The following is a 19,316-nucleotide window of genomic DNA, read 5'->3' as shown; positions in this document are numbered from 1 at the left end:
CGTTGTGGTGAAAGTCACAGTGCACCCGGTGAAAGAAGTACAGGTGTGCACTGAAACGTCTATTTTCAGGTCCGATGAAGGTCCTGTCCAGTGTTTAAGACTGCCGCACTTTAGCATTTATCGCCAGTCGCGGTTGTCTGACCGGGTAGCCAGCGCTGCAGCACGCGCTGCAGTTCGGTGCGGCGCAAGGGTTTGCTCAGGTAGTCGTCCATGCCGGCCGCCATGCAACGCTCGCGGTCGCCCTGCAAGGCGTTGGCGGTCAGGGCGATGATCGGTAGCCTGGCGCCGTTGGGCAGCTGGCGGATACGCCGGGTGGCTTCATAGCCGTCCAGGTGCGGCAGGCGGCAGTCCATCAGCACGGCGGCAAAACGCTGCCGGCTGACACGTTCGACCGCCTCCAGGCCGTCCTCGGCCGTGCATACCGCCAGCCCGAGGCTACGCAGCATGGCTTCGATGACACTTTGGTTGACCGGATTGTCCTCTACCAGCAGCACCTGATCATTGTCGGCCACCGCCGGTGGCGCAGCGCTTGGCTGCGTCAGCGAGAGCGGGGCAGGGCTGGCCAGGGCCAGAGGCATCTCCAGGGTAAAGGTCGAGCCCAGGCCCTCACGGCTTTCGCCACGCAGCTTGCCGCCCATGCGTTCGGCCAGGGTGCGGGCGATCGACAGTCCCAGCCCGGTGCCGCCATAGCGGCGGGAAATCGAGCTGTCGGCCTGCTGGAAGGCGACAAACATCATTTCCAGGCGTTCGTTGTCGATGCCGATACCGGTGTCGCGCACACTGCAGGTCAACCAGATCAGTTGGCGGTCCAGCACCTGCCAGCGCGCCTCGACCTGAACCTGGCCGCGTTCGGTGAATTTCAGCGCGTTGCCGACCAGGTTCAGCAGGATCTGGCGGATGCGCGTGGGGTCGCCGTTCACCTGCAGCTGCTCGATACCCGCCGGCATTTGCAGGTGCAGGGCAAGGCCGCGCTGTTGGGCGCTGTGCTGGAACGACTGGACGCTGCTGGTGATCAGTTCGCCCAGGTTGAAGTCGATGTGTTCCAGTTGCAGCGCGGCGCGTTCGATGCGCGAGAAGTCGAGGATGTCATTGATGACCTTGAGCAGGTGCCCGGTGGATTCGCTGGCCACCGCGGTGTACTCGGCCTGCTCGCTGTTCAGCTGCGTGGTTTCCAGCAACTGCAGCATGCCCAGTACGCCATTCATCGGCGTGCGCAGTTCGTGGCTCATCATCGCCAGGAAATCCGATTTGGTGCGGTTGGCCTGTTCGGCCTCCTCGCGGGCTTGGATAAGCTCGGCAATCGCCTGCTTCTGTTCATTGCTGGCCTGCGCCAGGCCATGGGCCAGGTTATTGATGTGGCGTGCCAGATGGCCCAGTTCGCTGTCATCGACCACCGGCAACAGGGTGTGGTACTCGCCCTGCTGGATGGCCTTGACCGCGTGCCCCATGTCGCTGATCGGCTTGGCGAGGCTAAGGGCCAGGCGGCGCGCCAGCAGGAAAGTGAACAGCAGGGCGAACAGCGCGAGGATACCGGCCTTGATCACGATTTCCTGCTGGCGCTGGCTGAAGGCGTCATCGGACATGCCGACGATGACCCTGCCCAGGTAATCGTCGCCAATGGCCGGGCTGGTGGCTTTGCCCTGTTGCAGGAAGTCGCTGTCCAGGCGGATCTGCTGCAGCCGGATGGGCGCCTGGAACACTTCGACGCGCTGCGCGCGGTTGGCGCTTTCGTCGGACTGCTCCACATAAACCAGTATGTGGTTGCGGCTGTCCTGCACCTCGAGGAAGCGCACGTGGGGGATGCTGAGCGTGGCGCGCATCAGGCCCTCGAGCACTTCGTTGTTGCCCGAGATCACCCCGTATTCCGAGGCTGGCGCCAACTGGTTGGCGATCAGTTGCCCGGTGTGGTTCAGTTCCTGGCGCAGGTCCTGGATACGCACGAAGGTGAAGAAGCTGATCAGCAGCAAGGTCAGCAGCAGGGCAGGGCCGAGGCTGATGATCTGGGTGCGGGTGTGAATGTCCCAGCTCAGGCGCTTGCTCATGGGGTGGGTTCTCCTTCGGCCAGGGCCTTGGCGGCGGCGTTCGGATCGATCGGTTCAAGGCCCAGGGCGCGCGCCACCTGCTGGTTGCCGCTGACGCCGAAGCGTACCGGGTACAGGCTGCGTGGCCAGCGCGCCGGTGGCTGGTCGAGCAACTGGTCGAGCACCGCCAGCCAATCGTCCTGGTCGCTGAAGGTGCTGGCCAGGGCGCCGGCGCGGACGAACCCGGCGTTCGGGCCGATCAGCGCCATCTGCCGGCCATAGCTGCTCAACAGCAGGTTTTTCGCAGTCTTGGAGTTGTACAGGTCGGCATCGTCCAGGCCCAGCAGCACGTCACTGTTGGCCAACAAGTGTTGCAAAGGGCGGCTGTCGCGCGGGTCGGGCCAGTCCTGGGCAATGATCTCCAGGCCCAGCGCGCGGGCGGCATGGCGCAGCTCTTCGAGCAGAAAGCTGCTGTGCTCACCGTACAGCACACCAATGCGCTGGGCCTGCGGCAGCAGGTAGCGCGCCAGGCGCAACTGCCGGCCCAGCGGCGGATCGCTCCACAGCAGCGTGAGGAACGCGGGCCGCGACTTTCCCAGGCGCTGTTCAGCCTGTACTCGGCTGACCCTCATGGCCAGGGCCGGCGGGCCGGCAGTTTCCCCGAGGCGCCATTCCAGTGCGGCGTTGTCCAGCAGGATCAGGCGCTGGTCAGCCTTGAGCTTGCCCGGGGGGGGCAGGTCGGCGGTGGTCTGGAAATGTACATGGTCGCTCGGCCGGCGGCTTTCCAGCGCGGCGACGAAACTGCGAATGCCAGGCTGGTCTTCCGCGCCTACCAACAGGATTTCGCTGGCGAACAGCGGCCCTATCGGCCACAGGCACAACAGCAACAGGCGCAGCAGCAGGGCCATCAGAACTCCAGCTCCGCGCTGACGCTCAGGCGGTGGCGGCTGTCGTAGCGGTTCTGGATTGCCGTGGTCGGCTCATCGTCCAGGCGCTGTTGCCACAGCGCCGCAAGCTCCAGGTTGCTGCCATGCACCCGGAAACGTTTGGCCAGACGCAGGTCCAGGCGCTCGTAGCGATACTGGTTGAGTGCATCGTCACCGTAATAGAACAGCGCGCTCGACCAACCGTCACCCCACTCGCGCATCCACCCGGCCGAGCCGCTGTTGCGCGCGCTGAGGCGGCGGTCGGCGGGGTTGCTGGCCCAGGCATCCACGTAGGCGTAGGTCACCCGCAGGCGGTCGCGCAGGGTCGGGCGCCAGTCCAGTTGCGCCTCGCTGCCGCTGAAACGGGCCTTGTTGGCATTGCTGGCAATGTATTGGTTGTTCTTCAGGGGCTCGCTGATCATGCCGGTGATCTCGTCATAGAACAGCTTCATATCCATGTTCAGGTCGATGTCGCTGAAGTAGCCGTTGTAGCCGAGTTCGCGCGAGCGCATGCGTTCCTGGTCGAGGTCGCCCGGGCCGCGGGTCTTGACGAAGTATTCGCCGTTTTGCAGGCCGAAAGCGTTGGGGGTCAGGTTCTTGACCGTGTAGCTCCAGTTGACGTTGTTCTCGAACATGTCTGGCGAGCGCACTGCCTCGGAATACACTGCACGCAGGCCATGGCGCGGGGTGATCAGGTAGTTGACCGCCACGCGTGGGGTCAGCGAGCTGCCAGACAGGCGCGAGTCCTCGAACATGGCACCACCCTGCAGGATCCAGTGTTCGTCGGCGCGCCACTCCAGTTGGCCGAACAGGCGCCAGGTCTGGTCGTCGATGCTGCCATTGAAGTAGGTCTGCGAGTCGGCACGATCATAGCGGTAGTTCATGCCACTGAGCAGGCGCAGGCTGTCGGTCAGGCTCAGGGTGTCCTGGATTTCCAGGTCGTAGCGGGTTTCGCGGGTGCTCTGGTCGACGTCGCCGCAGACCTGCTGCTTGCCACCGTTCGCCCATTGCTGCTGGACCTTCTCCAGAAGCCCTCTCATGACAGGATCGTTGGTCGAAAGTGGAGCGCCGGTAGCAATGCCGCGCGCCACTTTTTCGGCGAAATCGGGGTTCATTTGCCAGAGCTGGGTCAATTCCGGGCTGAACGACTGCAAAGCGTCACAGGCGCGCCACACCTGCTGACGGTCGAAATGCTGGGCAGAGCCTTGGATATACAGGCTGTGCTCAGAACTGAAGTCCTTGGTCCAGCGCAATGAGCCGGCGTAGTCCTTGGCACTGACGTCAGCGTTGTTACCGGCTTCGTATTTGGCGAACACCGGCTGGTAGGTATAAGGCCGCTGGTTGCTGCCTTCCTTCGCCGCAAGTTGCCATTCCAGGGTCTGGTCGTGTGCCAGGCTGTGACTGGCGTTGATATTGAAGCGGGTCAGCCGGCGGCTGTCGCGGTAGTCCTGGCCGAACTGGTTCTCGTCGAAGCCATCGTCCTGCTGGCCTGACAGCGACAGACGCATGTCGCCACCCTCCCAGCCGAAGCCGTGGCTGGCGTAGAAATCGTTGATACCATCCTGGCCACGGGTCATCTTCAACCGCGTGCCATGGCTGTCGGCAGGGTTGCGGGTAAGGATGTTGACCACAGCCATCAGCGCGTTGGCGCCATAGCTGACCGTGTTGGGGCCGCGGAACACCTCGATGCGCTCGATATCCTCCATGGCCAGCGGGATGTCGCTCCAGTCCACCGTGGCCAGGCCGGCGCGGTACACCGAACGGCCATCGATCAGCACCTGCATGCGCCGGGCATCGTTGACGTTGCTGCCGTGGTAGTTGACCGTGGGTTGGTTGCCGGCGTTGTAGCCCACCATCATGCCCGGCACCAGGCGCAGCAGCTCGGGGATGTCACGGGCACCGCTGGCCCGGATCAGCTCGCTGTCGAGCACGGTCATGCTGCCCGGGACTGCGGCGGGGGATTGTTTCAGGCGCGTGGCGGTCAGAACCTGCGGCAGGTCCGTGTTGTCGATGAACAGGTCATCGGCCACGGCCGGGCCGCCGAGCAGGGCAGTCAGTATGAGCAGGCGCGGGTACGAGGGCGTGCCAGGGAACACAAAGCGGCCTTGTATCAGGATTGAAACAGGCATGGTAACTGACCGTGGGGGTTTTGCCAGTGATCTGCTTGCCAGTGAAGCCCGATCTAAGGACATGCACGGTACCTGTAGGAGCAGCCTTGCGCTGCGAAAGGGCCGGTACTGACACTGGTTCTGTAGCAGGCGAGCCGTATAATGGCTGGGTCGCCACTTAACTTTTGGCTTTAACGGATTGGATATGACTGAACAGCAACCTGTTGCAGTTCTGGGAGGCGGCAGCTTCGGCACCGCCGTGGCGAACCTGCTGGCAGAAAACGGTGTGCCGGTGCGCCAATGGATGCGCGATCCGGAACAGGCCGAGGCCATGCGCGTCAATCGCGAGAATCCGCGCTACCTCAAGGGCATCCGCCTGCACGACGGCGTCGAGCCGGTCAGCGACCTGCTGGCCACCTTGCAGGCCAGCGAGCTGATTTTCGTCGCCCTGCCATCGAGCGCCTTGCGTAGCGTGCTGGCTCCGCATGCCGAGTTGCTGCGCGGCAAGGGCCTGGTCAGCCTGACCAAGGGCATCGAAGCGCAAAGCTTCAAGCTGATGAGCCAGATCCTCGAGGAAATCGCCCCCGAGGCGCGCATCGGCGTGCTGTCCGGCCCCAACCTGGCCCGTGAAATCGCCGAACATGCGCTGACCGCCACGGTGGTCGCCAGCGAGGATGAAAAACTGTGCCAGCAGGTGCAGGCCGTGCTGCATGGGCGTACCTTCCGCGTCTACGCCAGTGCCGACCGCTTTGGCGTCGAGCTGGGCGGGGCGCTGAAGAACGTCTACGCCATCATCGCTGGCATGGCGGTGGCCCTGGGCATGGGCGAGAACACCAAGAGCATGCTGATTACCCGCGCCCTGGCCGAGATGACCCGCTTCGCCGTCAGCCAGGGTGCCAACCCCATGACCTTCCTTGGCCTGGCCGGTGTCGGTGACCTGATCGTCACCTGCTCCTCGCCAAAGAGCCGCAACTACCAGGTCGGCCACGCGCTGGGCCAGGGCCTGAGCCTGGAGCAGGCGGTCAACCGCCTGGGCGAAGTAGCCGAAGGCGTCAACACCCTCAAGGTGCTCAAGGCCAAGGCGCAGGAAGTGCAGGTATACATGCCGCTGGTGGCAGGCCTGCATGCCATCCTGTTCGAAGGCCGCACGCTGAACCAGGTGATCGAGCACCTGATGCGTGCCGAGCCAAAGACCGATGTCGATTTCATTTCCATCAGCGGTTTCAACTGAGCCTTCAGCGGCTCTGACAACAGCAAGGAGCAACACATGAACGATACGCCCGAACGCGCCCAGCGCGAGTCGATCATCCTGCGGGCCCTGTGGATGCTGGTGTTCCTGGTGGTCTGGCAGCTGGCCGAGCTGTTGCTCGGTGGCCTGGTGCTGGTACAACTGATCTACCGCCTGGTGTACGGCGCCCCCAGCGCCAGCCTGATGAACTTCGGCGACAGCCTGAGCCAGTACCTGGCGCAGATCGGCCGCTTCGGCAGCTTCCACAGCGACCAGAAGCCCTGGCCGTTCGCCGACTGGCCGGCACCGCGTGCCCCGGAAGGCGAGGCGCCGCATGCGGTGGCCCCGGCCCCGCACCCGGTGCGTGACGAGGAGCCCAAGCTGTGAAGCTGTGGGTTCTGCGCCACGGCGAAGCGGAGCCGCGGGCCAACAGCGATGCCGAGCGCCGGCTGACCGCCCATGGTCGCGAACAGGTGCTGCATAGCGCCGCCCGCCTGCTGGGCCAGCCGCTGCAGGCGATCATCGCCAGCCCTTACGTACGCGCCCAGCAAACGGCTGCCCTGGTGCATGACACCCTGGGCTTCGCCGAACCGGTGCGCACCGTGCCCTGGCTGACGCCTGACAGTGATGTGCAGCAGGTTATCGGCGAAATCGAGCGCCTGGGCCTGGAGCATGTGCTGCTGGTCAGCCACCAGCCGCTGGTGGGTACCCTGGTAGGGGCGTTGCAGCATGGCCACCAGCAGCAACCGGCGGGCATGAGCACTGCAAGCCTGGCGGAGCTGGAAGGGGACTGGCCGCTGGCTGGGTTGATGACCCTTCGGGCGATCAACTCGCCGGCCTGAGCTCTCAGGCTATCTCGGTTTCCTGTAGGAGCAGCCTTGTGCTGCGAAGAGGCCAGTAGGGCAATAGCTCTTCTCCGGCAGTTATGGCCTCTTCGCAGCACAAGGCTGCTCCTACAGGGAGTGCCCGCGTCCGCAAGCCTGACCTGATAGCCCTCGCCGATGACCTTTCCGGACGTTGCCGAACCGCCCCGCGATACCGACAATGGGCCATCATCTCGCATCCGGACCCGGCGCCATGTCGCAGCAGATCTTCTTCGCCCATGCCAACGGTTTCCCGTCGGCCACCTACGGCAAGCTGTTCGCCGCCCTGGCACCGGACTACCAGGTGCAGCACCTGGCCCAGCACGGCCACGATCCGCGCTTTCCGGTGGACGACAACTGGCAGAGCCTGGTCGATGAATTGCTGCACCACCTGGCCCGGCAGGGCCAGCCGGTATGGGGCGTCGGCCATTCGCTGGGCGGGGTGTTGCACCTGCACGCAGCCTTGCGCTGCCCCGAGTACTACCGCGGCGTGGTGATGCTCGACTCGCCGGTGCTCACCCGCGCCGACCAGTGGCTGCTGCGCACCGCCAAGCGCTTCGGCTTCATTGACCGTATCACCCCGGCTGGCCGCACCCTGGGGCGCCGCGAAACCTTCAATGACCGCGACAGTGCCCGGGACTATTTCGCCGGCAAGTCACTGTTCCGCCATTTCGATCCCGAATGCCTCGATGCCTACATAGAGCACGGCCTGCAGGCGATGGAGCAGGGGCTGCAGTTGCGCTTCGACCCGGCCACGGAAATCAGCATCTACCGCAGCATCCCGCATACCAGCCCTGCGCCCGCGCGGCAATTGCAGGTGCCGCTGGCCATGGTCCGCGGCGAGCGCAGCAACGTCATTCGCCGCCACCACACACTGGCCGTGCGCGGCATGCCCAGGGGCGAGTTCCACAGCGTGCCCGGTGGGCACATGTTCCCGCTTGAGCGACCAACCGACACCGCCAGCCTGATCAAGGGCCTGTTCGACCGCTGGAGCCAGGCATGAGCGCGCAGGTCGAGGAGATCCGCCTGAGCCTGGGCCATATCGAACTGGCGGCGCACCTGTTCGGCCCCGAGGATGGGCTGCCGGTGATCGCCCTGCATGGCTGGCTGGACAACGCCAACAGCTTCGCCCGCCTGGCGCCGCAGCTGAAAGGCCTGCGCATCGTCGCCCTGGACCTGGCCGGGCATGGTTATTCCGAGCACCGGCCGCTCGGCGCCGGTTATGCCCTGGCCGACTACGCCCATGACGTGCTGCGGGTGGCCGAGCAGCTGGGTTGGCAACGTTTCGCCCTGCTGGGCCATTCGCTGGGGGCAATCATTTCGGTGCAACTGGCTGGCGCGCTGCCGGAACGGGTCAGCCATCTGGCCCTGATCGACGGGGTCATTCCGCCGACCGGCGCCGAGCAGGACGCCGGGGAGCGGCTGGGCATGGCACTGCAGGCCCAGTTGCGCCTGGATGGCAAGCGCAAGTCGGTATACACCACACTGGAGCAGGGCGTGCAGGCACGCATGAAAGGCATGGTCGCGGTCAGCCGTGAGGCGGCCGAGCTGCTGGCCCAGCGCGGCCTGATGCCGGTGCCCGGCGGTTACAGCTGGCGCAGCGACAGCCGCCTGACCCTGCCTTCGCCAGTGCGCCTGAGCGAGGGCCAGGCCATGGCCTATGTGCACCGGGTGAGTTGCCCGACGCGCCTGGTCGTGGCCGCCGACGGCATGCTGGCGCGCCACACCGGGTTGCTGGAGCAGCTACCCTTTGAGCAGGTGACGCTGCCCGGTGGCCATCACCTGCACCTGAACGATGAGCAGGGCGCGGCCCTTGTCGCAGACTGTTTCAATCGCTTCTTTGGCTTTGCTTGACTTGCATCGGACAAGTGTCGAGGCTTGGCGGGTTGAACAGGGAGACAACCATGCAACTGCCAGACATCCTGGAGCTTCATCTCGGCGCTGAGCGCCGTCTGGTTCGCCAATGAGCGCGCCTGTTGCCATCCGTAATGCCTTCGCTGCCTGCCTGGTGTTCGCCAGCCCCGTTTTGTGGGCCGGCAGCCTGCCGGTACCGGTGGACGCCAAGGTGGTCGACCAGCGCCCGGCCGTGGAGCAGGAGCGCGTCTACCCCATGGGCCCGCTGCGCAAGATCAGCGGCCGCCTTCGGGTCGAGGACAAGGTCGAAAGCCGTGGCCAGGTCAGCTCGGTAACCTACGAACTGCCGGTCGAGCGTACTGCTCGCGAAGCCTTCACCAGCGCTCGCGAAGCACTGCAGCGCGACGGCGGCTACCCGCTGTTCTGGTGCCAGGGCCGCGATTGCGGCGAGGCCAGCCTGTGGGCCAATGATGTGTTCGGCAATGCCCGCCTCAACGGCGGCGACGAGCAGCAGGCGTTCATCCTTCTGCGCCGCTCGGCGGAGCAGGCCGACACCCTCGTCGCACTGTACAGCGTCACCCGCGGCAACCGCCGCGCCTACCTGCACGTGGAAGAGTTCGTCGCCGGCAGCCCGCTGGGCGAACTGCTGCCGACCGCCGCCACGGTGCTGCGCGAAATGCGCGACACCGGCAAGCTCGACTACCCTGACCTGGCCGCGCCGCAAGACGCCTGGGCGAACCTGCTGGCCCGTAGCCTGAACCTCGACAGCACCCTGCGTGCCAGCCTCAGTGGGGCCCAGGCTGAAGCCTGGCGCGAGGCGCTGGTCAAGGCGGGCGTGCGCAATGGCCGCCTCGAAGTCGGTAGTGCACCTACCGACGGCCTGCACCTTGAACTGATCCGTTGAACGAGCACCACCATGGCTAACAATGACCGCTTGCTGGTCCAGATTCTGCTGCTGGCGCTGCTGGGTGCCGGCCTGTGGGTAATGGCACCTTTCATTTCAGCGCTGTTGTGGGGAGCCATCCTGGCCTTTGCCAGCTGGCCCTTGATGCGCTTGCTGACGCGTGCGCTGGGCGGGCGTGAAACCCTGGCGGCAAGCCTGCTGACCACTGCCTGGATCCTGATCGTAGCGCTGCCGCTGGTGTGGCTGGGGTTCAACCTGGCCGATCATATTCGCGACGCGACGGCTTTCGTGCGTGACGTGCAGGTGGACGGCCTGCCCGACGCTCCGGCGTGGCTGGGTGGCATCCCGGTGGTTGGCGAGCGCCTGGTCAGCTGGTGGCAATCGCTGGACCAGCAGGGCGCGGCCTTGCTGGCCTCGGTCAAGCCGCACCTGGGGCAGGTGGGCAATTGGTTGCTGGCGCGCAGCGCGCAGATCGGCAGCGGCGTGCTGGAGCTGACCCTTAGCCTGGTGTTCGTGTTCTTCTTCTACCGCGACGGGCCGCGCTTGTCGGCGTTCGTCCTGCGCTTGCTGCACCGTCTGATGGGCGACCGTGCCGAGTACTACCTGGAGCTGGTCGCCGGTACGGTGCAGCGGGTGGTCAATGGGGTGATCGGTACAGCCGCCGCGCAGGGCGTGCTTGCATTGATCGGCTTCCTGATTGCCGGTGTGCCCGGGGCCATTGTGCTGGGCCTGGTGACCTTCATGCTCAGCCTGATTCCCATGGGCCCGCCACTGGCATGGATTCCGGCCACCGGCTGGCTGGTATGGAAAGGCGAATACGGCATGGCGGTGTTCCTGGGAGCCTGGGGCACCTTCATTATCAGTGGCGTGGACAACGTACTCAAACCGTACCTGATCAGCCGTGGCGGCAACCTGCCGTTGGTGATCGTGCTTCTGGGCGTGTTCGGCGGCCTGCTCGCCTTTGGCTTCATTGGCCTGTTCATCGGGCCGACCTTGCTGGCGGTCGGCTACAGCCTGCTGCTGGACTGGAGCCGCAACGCCGTCCCGCAGCCGCCTCAGCAGTGAACCTGTACTGGCCTCTTCGCGGGTGAACCCGCTCCCACAAGGATCTCCACAGCCCGGGAGAGCGGTGCGGTCCCTGTAGGAGCGGGTTTACCCGCGAAGAGGCCGGTTCAGGCAACCTCGACTTCCGATCTTTACGCCTTCTTTATCGCCATCCCCACCTCCCAGTCTCGCCCCTTTACGCCCCTCGCTCGGACAATTTCCCCAAAGCGGCCCAAGCCGCACCACGGGGAGAACCACACATGAACATGCTCGACGGGCTGTCACTGCTGCTGGCAGTGGCATTGGCGTTTTATCTGCTGGTGGCGCTGCTGCGCGCCGATCGCAGCTAGGGAGCGGCCATGCACAGTTACGATTTCGCCTTGCTGTTGGCATTTTTCGCCATCGTGCTGCTACCGGCACCCTGGCTCGGGCGGTTCTACTTCAAGGTCATGGAAGGCCAGCGCACCTGGCTGTCGCCCGTGCTGGGCCCGGTCGAGCAAGCCTGCTACCGGCTGGCGGGCGTGCGCGCCAGCCAGGAACAGAACTGGCAGCAGTACACCCTGGCTCTGCTGGCCTTCAACCTGGCCGGGTTCCTGCTGCTGTTCGCCGTGCTGCTGTTGCAGGGCTACCTGCCATTCAACCCGCAGCATCTGCCCGGCCAGGAATGGTCGCTGGCGTTCAACACCGCGATCAGCTTCGTAACCAACACCAACTGGCAGGCCTACAGCGGTGAAGCGTCGGTCAGCTACCTGAGCCAGATGCTCGGCCTGACCGTGCAGAACTTCGTCAGCGCCGCCACCGGACTGGCCGTGCTGGTCGCCCTGTGCCGCGGCATCGCACGGCGCAGCGCCACGACGCTAGGCAACTTCTGGGTCGACATGACCCGCGCCACCCTTTACGGCTTGCTGCCGCTGTGCCTGCTGCTGGCGTTGCTGCTGGTATGGCAGGGCGTACCGCAAACCTTGGCCGACTACGCCCACGCGGTCACCCTGCAAGGCACCGAGCAGACCATCCCGCTGGGCCCGGCCGCCAGCCAGATCGCCATCAAGCAACTGGGTACCAATGGCGGTGGCTTCTTCGGAGTCAACTCGGCGCACCCGTTCGAAAACCCCACGGCCTGGAGCAACCTGTTCGAGGTGGCTTCGATCATCCTCATTCCGGTGGCGCTGGTGTTCACCTTTGGCCACTACGTGAAGGACCTGCGCCAGAGCCGCGCAATCCTCGCCTGCATGCTGGCCCTGTTCCTGATCGGCGGCAGCACGGCGTTGTGGTCCGAGTACCAGCCCAACCCGGCCCTCGAGAGCGCGCAGGTACAGCAAAGCGCCCCGATGGAGGGCAAGGAAGCCCGCTTCGGCACCACCGGTTCTGTGCTGTGGACAGTGACTACCACCTCTGCCTCCAACGGTTCGGTCAATGCCATGCACGACAGCCTCAACCCGCTGACCGGCATGGTGGCGATGGTCAACATGATGGTCGGTGAGGTGATCTTCGGCGGCGTCGGTGCAGGGCTTTACGGCATGCTGTTGTTCGTATTGATCGCGGTGTTCCTGGCCGGGCTGATGATCGGCCGCACCCCGGAATACCTGGGCAAGAAACTGCAGGCCCGCGAGGTGCAGTTGCTGGTGGCGACCCTGCTGGTGATGCCGGTCGGCGTGTTGGTGCTCGGCGCCATTGCCGCCAGCCTGCCAGGCCCGGCAGGTGCGGTCAGCAACCCGGGTGCGCATGGTTTCAGCCAGCTGCTGTATGCCTATACGTCGGGCACGGCCAACAACGGCTCGGCCTTTGCCGGCTTTGGTGCCAACACGGTGTACCACAACCTGATGATCGGCCTGGCCATGCTCATCGGCCGCTTCGGCTACATCCTGCCGGTACTGGCGCTGGCCGGCAGCCTGGCGGCGAAGAAAAGCGCGCCCCAGGGGCTTAACAGCTTCCCCACCCATGGCCCGCTGTTCACCAGCCTGCTGCTGGTCACCATCCTGCTGGTCGGTGGCCTGACCTTCCTGCCGACCCTGGCCCTTGGGCCGATCGCCGAACATTTGAGTCTGGGTTTTTGAGGACCGACCATGAACATGCCCATTGCTGAAGTAAAAGCCCGGCAAAGTGCCAAGGATCAGACCCGTTTCGCCGCATTGTGGCGCCCGGCGCTGGTGCAGGCATTCGTCAAGCTCGACCCGCGCCAACTCAAGCGCTCGCCGGTGATGCTGGTGGTCGCCCTGACTGCGGTACTGACCACCGTCCTGTGTTTCGCTCCCGGCAGCGGTGTGAGCACTGGTGTGGCCGTGCAGATCGCGCTGTGGCTGTGGTTCACCGTGCTGTTCGCCAACTTTGCCGAGGCCCTGGCCGAAGGTCGTGGCAAGGCCCGCGCCGACAGCCTCAAGGCTGGCAGCCAAGGGCTTACCGCCCAGCGTCGCAAGCGTGATGGCAGCTACGAAACCGTAGCAGCCAGCGCGCTGCGCAAGGACGATGTGGTGCGCGTGGTAGCTGGTGAAATGATTCCCGGTGACGGCGAGGTGCTTGAAGGTATCGCTGCGGTCAACGAGGCCGCCATTACCGGCGAGTCCGCGCCGGTGATCCGCGAGTCCGGCGGCGATCGCTCAGCGGTGACCGGCAATACCCGGCTGGTCTCAGACTGGTTGTTGATCCGCGTAACCAGCAACCCGGGCGAATCGACCCTCGACCGCATGATTGCCCTGGTCGAGGGCGCCAAGCGGCAGAAGACGCCCAACGAGATCGCCCTCGACATCCTGCTGATCGGCCTGACCCTGATCTTCCTGATCGTGGTGGTGACCCTGCAGCCGTTCGCCCACTTTGTCGGTGGCAGCCTGCCGCTGATCTTTCTCGCCGCATTACTGGTAACGCTGATCCCCACCACCATCGGCGGCCTGCTGTCGGCCATCGGCATTGCCGGCATGGACCGGCTGGTGCGGCTGAACGTCATCGCCCGCTCGGGCCGGGCGGTGGAGGCGGCCGGTGACGTGCATACGCTGATGCTCGACAAGACTGGCACCATTACCTTCGGCAACCGCCGCTGCAGTGCGCTGCACGCGGCACCGGGCATCACCGCCCGCGAGCTGGGGGAGGGCGCCTTGCTGGCCTCGCTGGCGGACGACACCGCCGAGGGCAAGTCGATCGTCGAGTATCTGCGCCAGCTGCATGATTTTGTCGAACCGTCCGCCGGCCAGTTCGAGGCCGTGGCTTTCAGCGCCGAGACGCGCCTGTCGGGGATCGACTTCCAGCAACACCGCTACCGCAAGGGCGCTGTCGATGCCGTACTGGCGTTCGTCGGCATGCAACGCCTGGAAATGCCACCGGCACTGGCCCGTGAAGTGGAGCGTATTGCCCAGAGCGGCGGTACACCGCTGCTGGTGTGCCTGGACAAGCGCCTGCTTGGCGTGATCCACCTCAAGGATGTGGTCAAACCCGGCATCCGCGAGCGCTTTGCCGAGCTGCGCAAGCTGGGCATCCGCACGGTGATGGTGACCGGCGACAACCCGCTGACCGCCGCCGCCATCGCTGCCGAGGCCGGTGTGGATGACGTGCTGGCCGAGGCCACGCCAGAGAAGAAGCTGGCGCGCATCCGCCAGGAGCAGAACGACGGCCGCCTGGTGGCCATGTGCGGCGACGGTGCCAACGACGCCCCGGCACTGGCCCAGGCTGACGTGGGCATGGCCATGAACGACGGTACCCAGGCGGCGCGCGAGGCAGCCAACATGGTCGACCTGGACAGCGACCCGACCAAGCTGCTGGATGTGGTGCAGGTCGGCAAGGAGTTGTTGGTGACCCGCGGCGCGCTGACCACCTTCTCCATCGCCAATGATGTGGCCAAGTATTTCGCCATCCTCCCGGCACTGTTCGCCGCCATCTACCCGCAGTTGGGCGTGCTCAACCTGATGCACCTGGCCAGCCCGCAGAGTGCGATTCTGTCGGCCATCGTGTTCAACGCGCTGATCATCATTGTGCTGATCCCGCTGGCGCTGCGCGGCGTGCGGGTGCAGGCGGCCAGTGCGGCGCACCTGCTGCGGCGCAACCTGCTGATCTACGGGCTGGGCGGCATTGTCGTGCCGTTTGCCGGGATCAAGCTGATCGACCTGCTGCTCAATGCTCTGCACCTGGTCTGAGGAGGCCACCATGAATGCTTATGTACGCCCGGCATTGAGCCTGGCCCTGTTGATGACCCTGGTGACCGGCGCGCTGTATCCGTTGGCGGTGACCGGTATTGCCCAGGTGTTTTTCCCCAGCCAGGCCAATGGCAGCCTGGTGCGCGATGACCGGGGCCAGGTGCGCGGTTCGGCGCTGATTGCCCAGGATTTCCAGGGCGATGGCTGGTTCCACGCGCGGCCATCGGCAGGCGCCTACGCCACCGTGGCCAGCAGCGCCAGCAACCTGTCGCCGAGCAACCCGGCGCTGGCCGAGCGGGTCAAGGGCGATGCGGCTGCGTTGTACCAGGCGCAGCAGGGGCCGGTGCCCCAGGCGCTGCTCACCACCTCGGGCAGCGGCCTCGACCCGCACCTGCCGCCGGAGGCCGTGGCCTACCAGATCCCGCGGGTGGCGGCGGCACGGCAGTTGCCGGTGGAGCGCTTGCAAGGCTTGCTGGAAGAGGCCACCCTCCACCCATTGATCGGCCCGCCGGTGGTCAATGTGCTGGCCTTGAACCAGGCCTTGGAAAACTTCAGCCATTGATAGATGACTTGAGGGGCTAGCAGGGACCCTGTGGGAGCGGGTTTACCCGCGAATGCGTCGGTGGCGCTTTTACTGCATTCGCGGGTGAACCCGCTCCCACAGGTACGGTGTTTGTCCCTGGATTTGCTGCTTGCTGGAAATAGCAAAGGATGAAAGATGAGTGACTCCGCCCGCGCAGACGCGCTGTTGGCTACCCTCCCGCGAAGCGGCCGGGGGCGGTTGAAGGTGTTCCTTGGCGCCGCCCCCGGCGTCGGCAAGACCTTCGCCATGCTCCAGGCCGCCCACGCCCAGCAACGCCAGAACGTGCAGGTGCTGGCTGGGGTGGTCGAAACCCATGGCCGTGCCGAAACCGAGGTATTGCTCGCTGGCCTTCAGCAGCAGCCCCTGCTGCGTAGCCAGTACCGCGGCGTCACCCTAGAGGAAATGGACCTCGACGGCCTTCTCAAGGCCGCGCCGGCCCTGGTGCTGGTCGACGAATTGGCCCACACCAATGCGCCCGGCAGCCGCCATGCCAAACGCTGGCAGGACGTACAGGAACTGCTGGCCGCCGGCATCGATGTGTACACCACGGTCAACGTCCAGCACCTGGAAAGCCTCAACGACAAGGTCCGCGACATTACTGGCGTGCAAGTGCGCGAAACCCTTCCGGACTGGGTGCTGCAGGAAGCCTTCGAGCTGGTGCTGATCGACCTGCCCCCCCGGGAGCTGCTTGAACGCCTGCGCGAAGGCAAGGTGTACGTGCCCGAGCAGGCGCGGGCCGCCATCGATGCGTTCTTCTCGCAAACCAACCTTACCGCCCTGCGCGAACTGGCCATGCAGACCGCCGCTGCCCAGGTGGATGCCGACCTGGCCCACGGTTATCGCCAACGCGGCCAGGAAGCCCCGGCCCTGCGTGGGCGCTTGCTGGTGGGCGTGGATGGTGACGACCAGGCGGAACGTTTGGTGCGCCATGCCAGCCGCGTGGCGCAACGCCGCCACCTGCCCTGGAGCCTGGTGCACGTGGACAACGGCCGCCTGCGCGACGAAACCGCACGCCAGCGCCTGCAAGCTGCCCAGCAACTGGCCGAACGCCTGGGCGGCGAGGTGGTACTGCTGCGTGCCGGCGAAGTGGTGCGCACACTGATCCAGCATGCTGCCGAACGGCGGGCCAGCCTGGTGCTGGTTGGGCAGTCCCGCGACCGCCTGCGCCGGCGCCTGTTCGGTGCCGGTGTGGCCGCGCGGCTGCTGCGCGAAAGCCACGGCCTGGAAATCAACGTGCTGGACCGCGACGCGCAGCCGCCAGCGCCGCGTTCGGCGGTACGGCGGGTGTGGGTCTGGCGCCATTACCTGCTGGCGCTGCTGGCCACGGTCATGGCCGCAGGCCTGGCCTGGGCGGTGTCGAGTGTGCTGGCGCTGCCCAACATATCGCTGGTGTTCCTGGCCGCGGTGTTGCTGGTGGCAGTGCGCAGCAGCCTGGGGCCTGCGCTGGCCTGCGCGGTGCTGTCGTTCCTGACCTACGACTTCCTGTTCATCCCGCCCAACCTGTCGTTCAGGATCCAGCGCGAAGAAGACGTGCTGACCCTGGTGTTCTTCCTGTTGATGGCCGCGCTCACCGGCAACCTGGCCGCCCGCCAGCGCCGCCAGTTGCAGGCGCTGCGCGAGACCCAGGCGCAGACCAGCCAGTTGCTCGACCTGTCGCGCCGGCTGACCGTGGCCACCGACCGCCAGGCGGTGTTCAACGCCGCCGGCCAGCACCTGGACGGTTGGCAGGACATGCAGGTGTGCCTGCTGGAGCGCAATGTCGAAGGCCAGTTGCAGGTGGCCAGCGGCGAAGCCCATGCCTTCAGCGATAACGAACGCGCCGCCGCAGAGTGGGCCTGGCAGCACGGCCAGGCCGCCGGTCATGGCAGCGACACCCTGCCCAATGGCCGCTGGTGGTGGTGGCCGCTGGCGGTGGATGAGCAGCCCCTGGCATTGCTTGGTGTGCGCCCACGCTCCGGCCAGCCGCTCAGCGACCCGCGCCGGCGCCTGCTCACTGCCCTTGGCCAACCACTGGCCCAGGCCCTGGCCCGCGCCCGGCTGGCCGAACAGCTGGAGGCTGCGCGTCTGCATGGCGAAACCGAGCAGTTGCGCAGCGCCTTGCTCGCGTCCGTTTCCCATGATTTGCGCACCCCGCTGACCGCCATGCGCGGCAGCATCGACAGCCTGCTGGCGCTGGGCGAGGCGATCCCCGCCGCCGACCGCCGCGAACTGCTGGAGGGCACCCGCAACGAGGCCGAACGCCTCGACCGCTACATCCAGAACCTGCTCGACATGACCCGCCTGGGCCACGGCGGCCTCAAGCTGGCCCGCGACTGGGTGGCCCCGGCCGACATCGTCGGTAGCGCGCTCAACCGCCTGCGCGCGGTGCTGGCGCCGCTGCGGGTACACACCGACGTGCCGGCCGAGCTGCCGTTGCTGTTCGTGCATGCGGCGTTGATCGAGCAGGCGCTGGTCAACGTGCTGGAAAATGCCGCGCGCTTCTCGCCAGCCAATGGCCGGCTGGAGCTGCAGGTGACGGTGCAGGACGCCCGGTTGTGCTTTGCCGTCAGCGACCAGGGCCCCGGTATTCCCGTGGAAGACCGCGAGAAGATCTTCGACATGTTCTACACCGCCGCTCGCGGTGACCGCGGCGGGCAGGGCACCGGCCTGGGCCTGGCGATCTGCCAGGGCATGATCGGCGCCCATGGCGGCCAGATCCTGGTGGGCGAAGGCATCGATGGCCAGGGCACCAGCATCACTTTATGCTTGCCGCTGCCCCCTCAACCTGAAACCGAAAGCGAAACCCCATGAGTCAGTCCGCCACCCTCCTGGTCATCGACGATGAACCGCAGATCCGCAAGTTCCTGCGCATCAGCCTGGCCTCGCAAGGCTACAAGGTGCTCGAGGCCGCCACTGGCGCGGAAGGGCTCGCTCAGGCGGCGCTGGGCAAGCCGGACCTGGTGGTACTCGACCTGGGCCTGCCGGACATGGACGGCCAGCAGGTACTGCGTGACCTGCGCGAATGGAGCGCGGTGCCGGTGCTGGTGTTGTCGGTGCGCGCCAGTGAAGTGCAGAAGGTCGATGCGCTGGATGGCGGCGCCAACGACTATGTGACCAAGCCGTTCGGCATCCAGGAGTTCCTGGCGCGGGTGCGCGCCTTGCTGCGCCAGGTGCCGCAGGCCGGTGGCTCGGAAGTGGCGGCCAGCTTTGGGCCGCTGATGGTGGACTTTGCCTTTCGCCGGGTGACCCTGGATGGCGCGGAAGTGGCGCTGACCCGCAAGGAGTATGCGCTGCTGGCGCAACTGGCCGGGCACCCGGGGCGAGTGATTACCCAGCAGCAGCTGCTCAAGGATATCTGGGGGCCTACCCATGTGGATGACACCCATTACCTGCGGATAGTGGTCGGGCATCTGCGGCAAAAGCTGGGCGATGACCCCACGGCGCCGCGGTTCATCATCACCGAGCCAGGTGTGGGATACAGGTTGGTGGCGCCCACCATGTAACCCCTGTGGGAGCGGGCATGCCCGCGAAGAATCCAGCGCGGTGCATGGCACCGGCTGCGCCGGTGTTCGCGGGCATGCCCGCTCCCACAGGGTCCCTGCTAATCCAATGAGTCATGTGCAACCTAAGAGAGATTGCCCAGCCCTTTGGGCTGCGCTGTCGCGTAAAAAACTGAATTCGCAAACGG

The 19,316-nt window shown here is 65.8% G+C and carries 16 protein-coding genes; 13 read left to right on the top strand and 3 right to left on the bottom strand.

The window, feature by feature from the left end; all coding sequences use genetic code 11:
* Positions 1-110 precede the first annotated feature (110 nt).
* Genes M1D87_RS17975 through M1D87_RS17965 form a run of 3 tightly spaced genes read right to left on the bottom strand, consistent with a single transcriptional unit; the run spans position 111 to position 5,076 of the window.
* Positions 111-2,042 carry an ATP-binding protein gene (locus M1D87_RS17975; RefSeq protein WP_123085604.1) on the bottom strand — a complete coding sequence of 644 codons (1,932 nt, stop codon included), beginning with the start codon at positions 2,040-2,042 and terminating at the stop codon, positions 111-113.
* A complete protein-coding gene (locus tag M1D87_RS17970) occupies positions 2,039-2,929 on the bottom strand; it encodes an ABC transporter substrate-binding protein (RefSeq protein WP_123085603.1) in 891 nt (296 codons plus the stop codon). The genes M1D87_RS17975 and M1D87_RS17970 overlap by 4 nt, the downstream gene beginning before the upstream one ends.
* On the bottom strand, positions 2,929-5,076 hold the full coding sequence (locus M1D87_RS17965) for a TonB-dependent receptor plug domain-containing protein (RefSeq protein ID WP_183596767.1): 2,148 nt from the start codon (positions 5,074-5,076) through the stop codon (positions 2,929-2,931). Before M1D87_RS17965 ends, M1D87_RS17970 begins: the two co-directional genes overlap by 1 nt.
* A gap of 184 nt (positions 5,077-5,260) precedes the next feature.
* Between M1D87_RS17965 and M1D87_RS17960 the strand changes: the two genes are divergently transcribed.
* From M1D87_RS17960 to M1D87_RS17900, 13 genes are all read left to right on the top strand, one after another.
* Entirely contained in the window at positions 5,261-6,286 is a 1,026-nt protein-coding gene (locus M1D87_RS17960; protein ID WP_025339958.1) for an NAD(P)H-dependent glycerol-3-phosphate dehydrogenase, read from the top strand.
* Between the two features lie 36 nt (positions 6,287-6,322).
* Complete coding sequence (locus M1D87_RS17955; RefSeq protein WP_013973424.1) at positions 6,323-6,670, top strand: DUF4389 domain-containing protein; 348 nt, start codon at positions 6,323-6,325, stop codon at positions 6,668-6,670.
* Entirely contained in the window at positions 6,667-7,125 is a 459-nt protein-coding gene (gene sixA / locus M1D87_RS17950; protein ID WP_015271084.1) for a phosphohistidine phosphatase SixA, read from the top strand. The genes M1D87_RS17955 and sixA overlap by 4 nt, the downstream gene beginning before the upstream one ends.
* Positions 7,126-7,360: 235 nt before the next feature.
* Entirely contained in the window at positions 7,361-8,149 is a 789-nt protein-coding gene (locus M1D87_RS17945; protein WP_123085602.1) for an alpha/beta fold hydrolase, read from the top strand.
* Positions 8,146-9,000, top strand: a complete 855-nt coding sequence (locus M1D87_RS17940) for an alpha/beta hydrolase (protein ID WP_123085601.1) — start codon at positions 8,146-8,148, stop codon at positions 8,998-9,000. The genes M1D87_RS17945 and M1D87_RS17940 overlap by 4 nt, the downstream gene beginning before the upstream one ends.
* A 109-nt stretch (positions 9,001-9,109) precedes the next feature.
* Positions 9,110-9,904 carry a DUF4892 domain-containing protein gene (locus M1D87_RS17935; protein ID WP_023661209.1) on the top strand — a complete coding sequence of 265 codons (795 nt, stop codon included), beginning with the start codon at positions 9,110-9,112 and terminating at the stop codon, positions 9,902-9,904.
* Between the two features lie 12 nt (positions 9,905-9,916).
* Positions 9,917-10,969, top strand: coding sequence for an AI-2E family transporter (locus M1D87_RS17930; protein WP_061304235.1), 1,053 nt, complete (start codon positions 9,917-9,919; stop codon positions 10,967-10,969).
* A gap of 239 nt (positions 10,970-11,208) precedes the next feature.
* The gene (gene kdpF / locus M1D87_RS17925) at positions 11,209-11,298 is read left to right on the top strand and encodes a K(+)-transporting ATPase subunit F (protein ID WP_003251485.1); all 90 of its coding nucleotides are present in this window, start codon (positions 11,209-11,211) and stop codon (positions 11,296-11,298) included.
* Positions 11,299-11,307: 9 nt separating this feature from the next.
* Positions 11,308-13,002 (top strand): potassium-transporting ATPase subunit KdpA, encoded by a 1,695-nt coding sequence (gene kdpA / locus M1D87_RS17920; RefSeq protein ID WP_123085600.1) that lies wholly within the window; start codon positions 11,308-11,310, stop codon positions 13,000-13,002.
* 9 nt (positions 13,003-13,011) lie between these two features.
* A complete protein-coding gene (gene kdpB, locus M1D87_RS17915; protein WP_123085599.1) occupies positions 13,012-15,066 on the top strand; it encodes a potassium-transporting ATPase subunit KdpB in 2,055 nt (684 codons plus the stop codon).
* Positions 15,067-15,076: 10 nt separating this feature from the next.
* Positions 15,077-15,628 (top strand): potassium-transporting ATPase subunit KdpC, encoded by a 552-nt coding sequence (kdpC, locus tag M1D87_RS17910; RefSeq protein WP_123085598.1) that lies wholly within the window; start codon positions 15,077-15,079, stop codon positions 15,626-15,628.
* Positions 15,629-15,784: 156 nt separating this feature from the next.
* A complete protein-coding gene (locus M1D87_RS17905) occupies positions 15,785-18,439 on the top strand; it encodes a sensor histidine kinase (RefSeq protein ID WP_123085597.1) in 2,655 nt (884 codons plus the stop codon).
* A complete protein-coding gene (locus M1D87_RS17900) occupies positions 18,436-19,131 on the top strand; it encodes a response regulator (RefSeq protein WP_038409994.1) in 696 nt (231 codons plus the stop codon). Before M1D87_RS17905 ends, M1D87_RS17900 begins: the two co-directional genes overlap by 4 nt.
* Positions 19,132-19,316: the final 185 nt, after the last annotated feature.

The sequence above is a fragment of the Pseudomonas sp. SA233 genome, from assembly GCF_054792385.1.
Note: the sequence above shows the minus strand (reverse complement) of the source record. Positions and strands in the feature narration are given on the sequence as shown.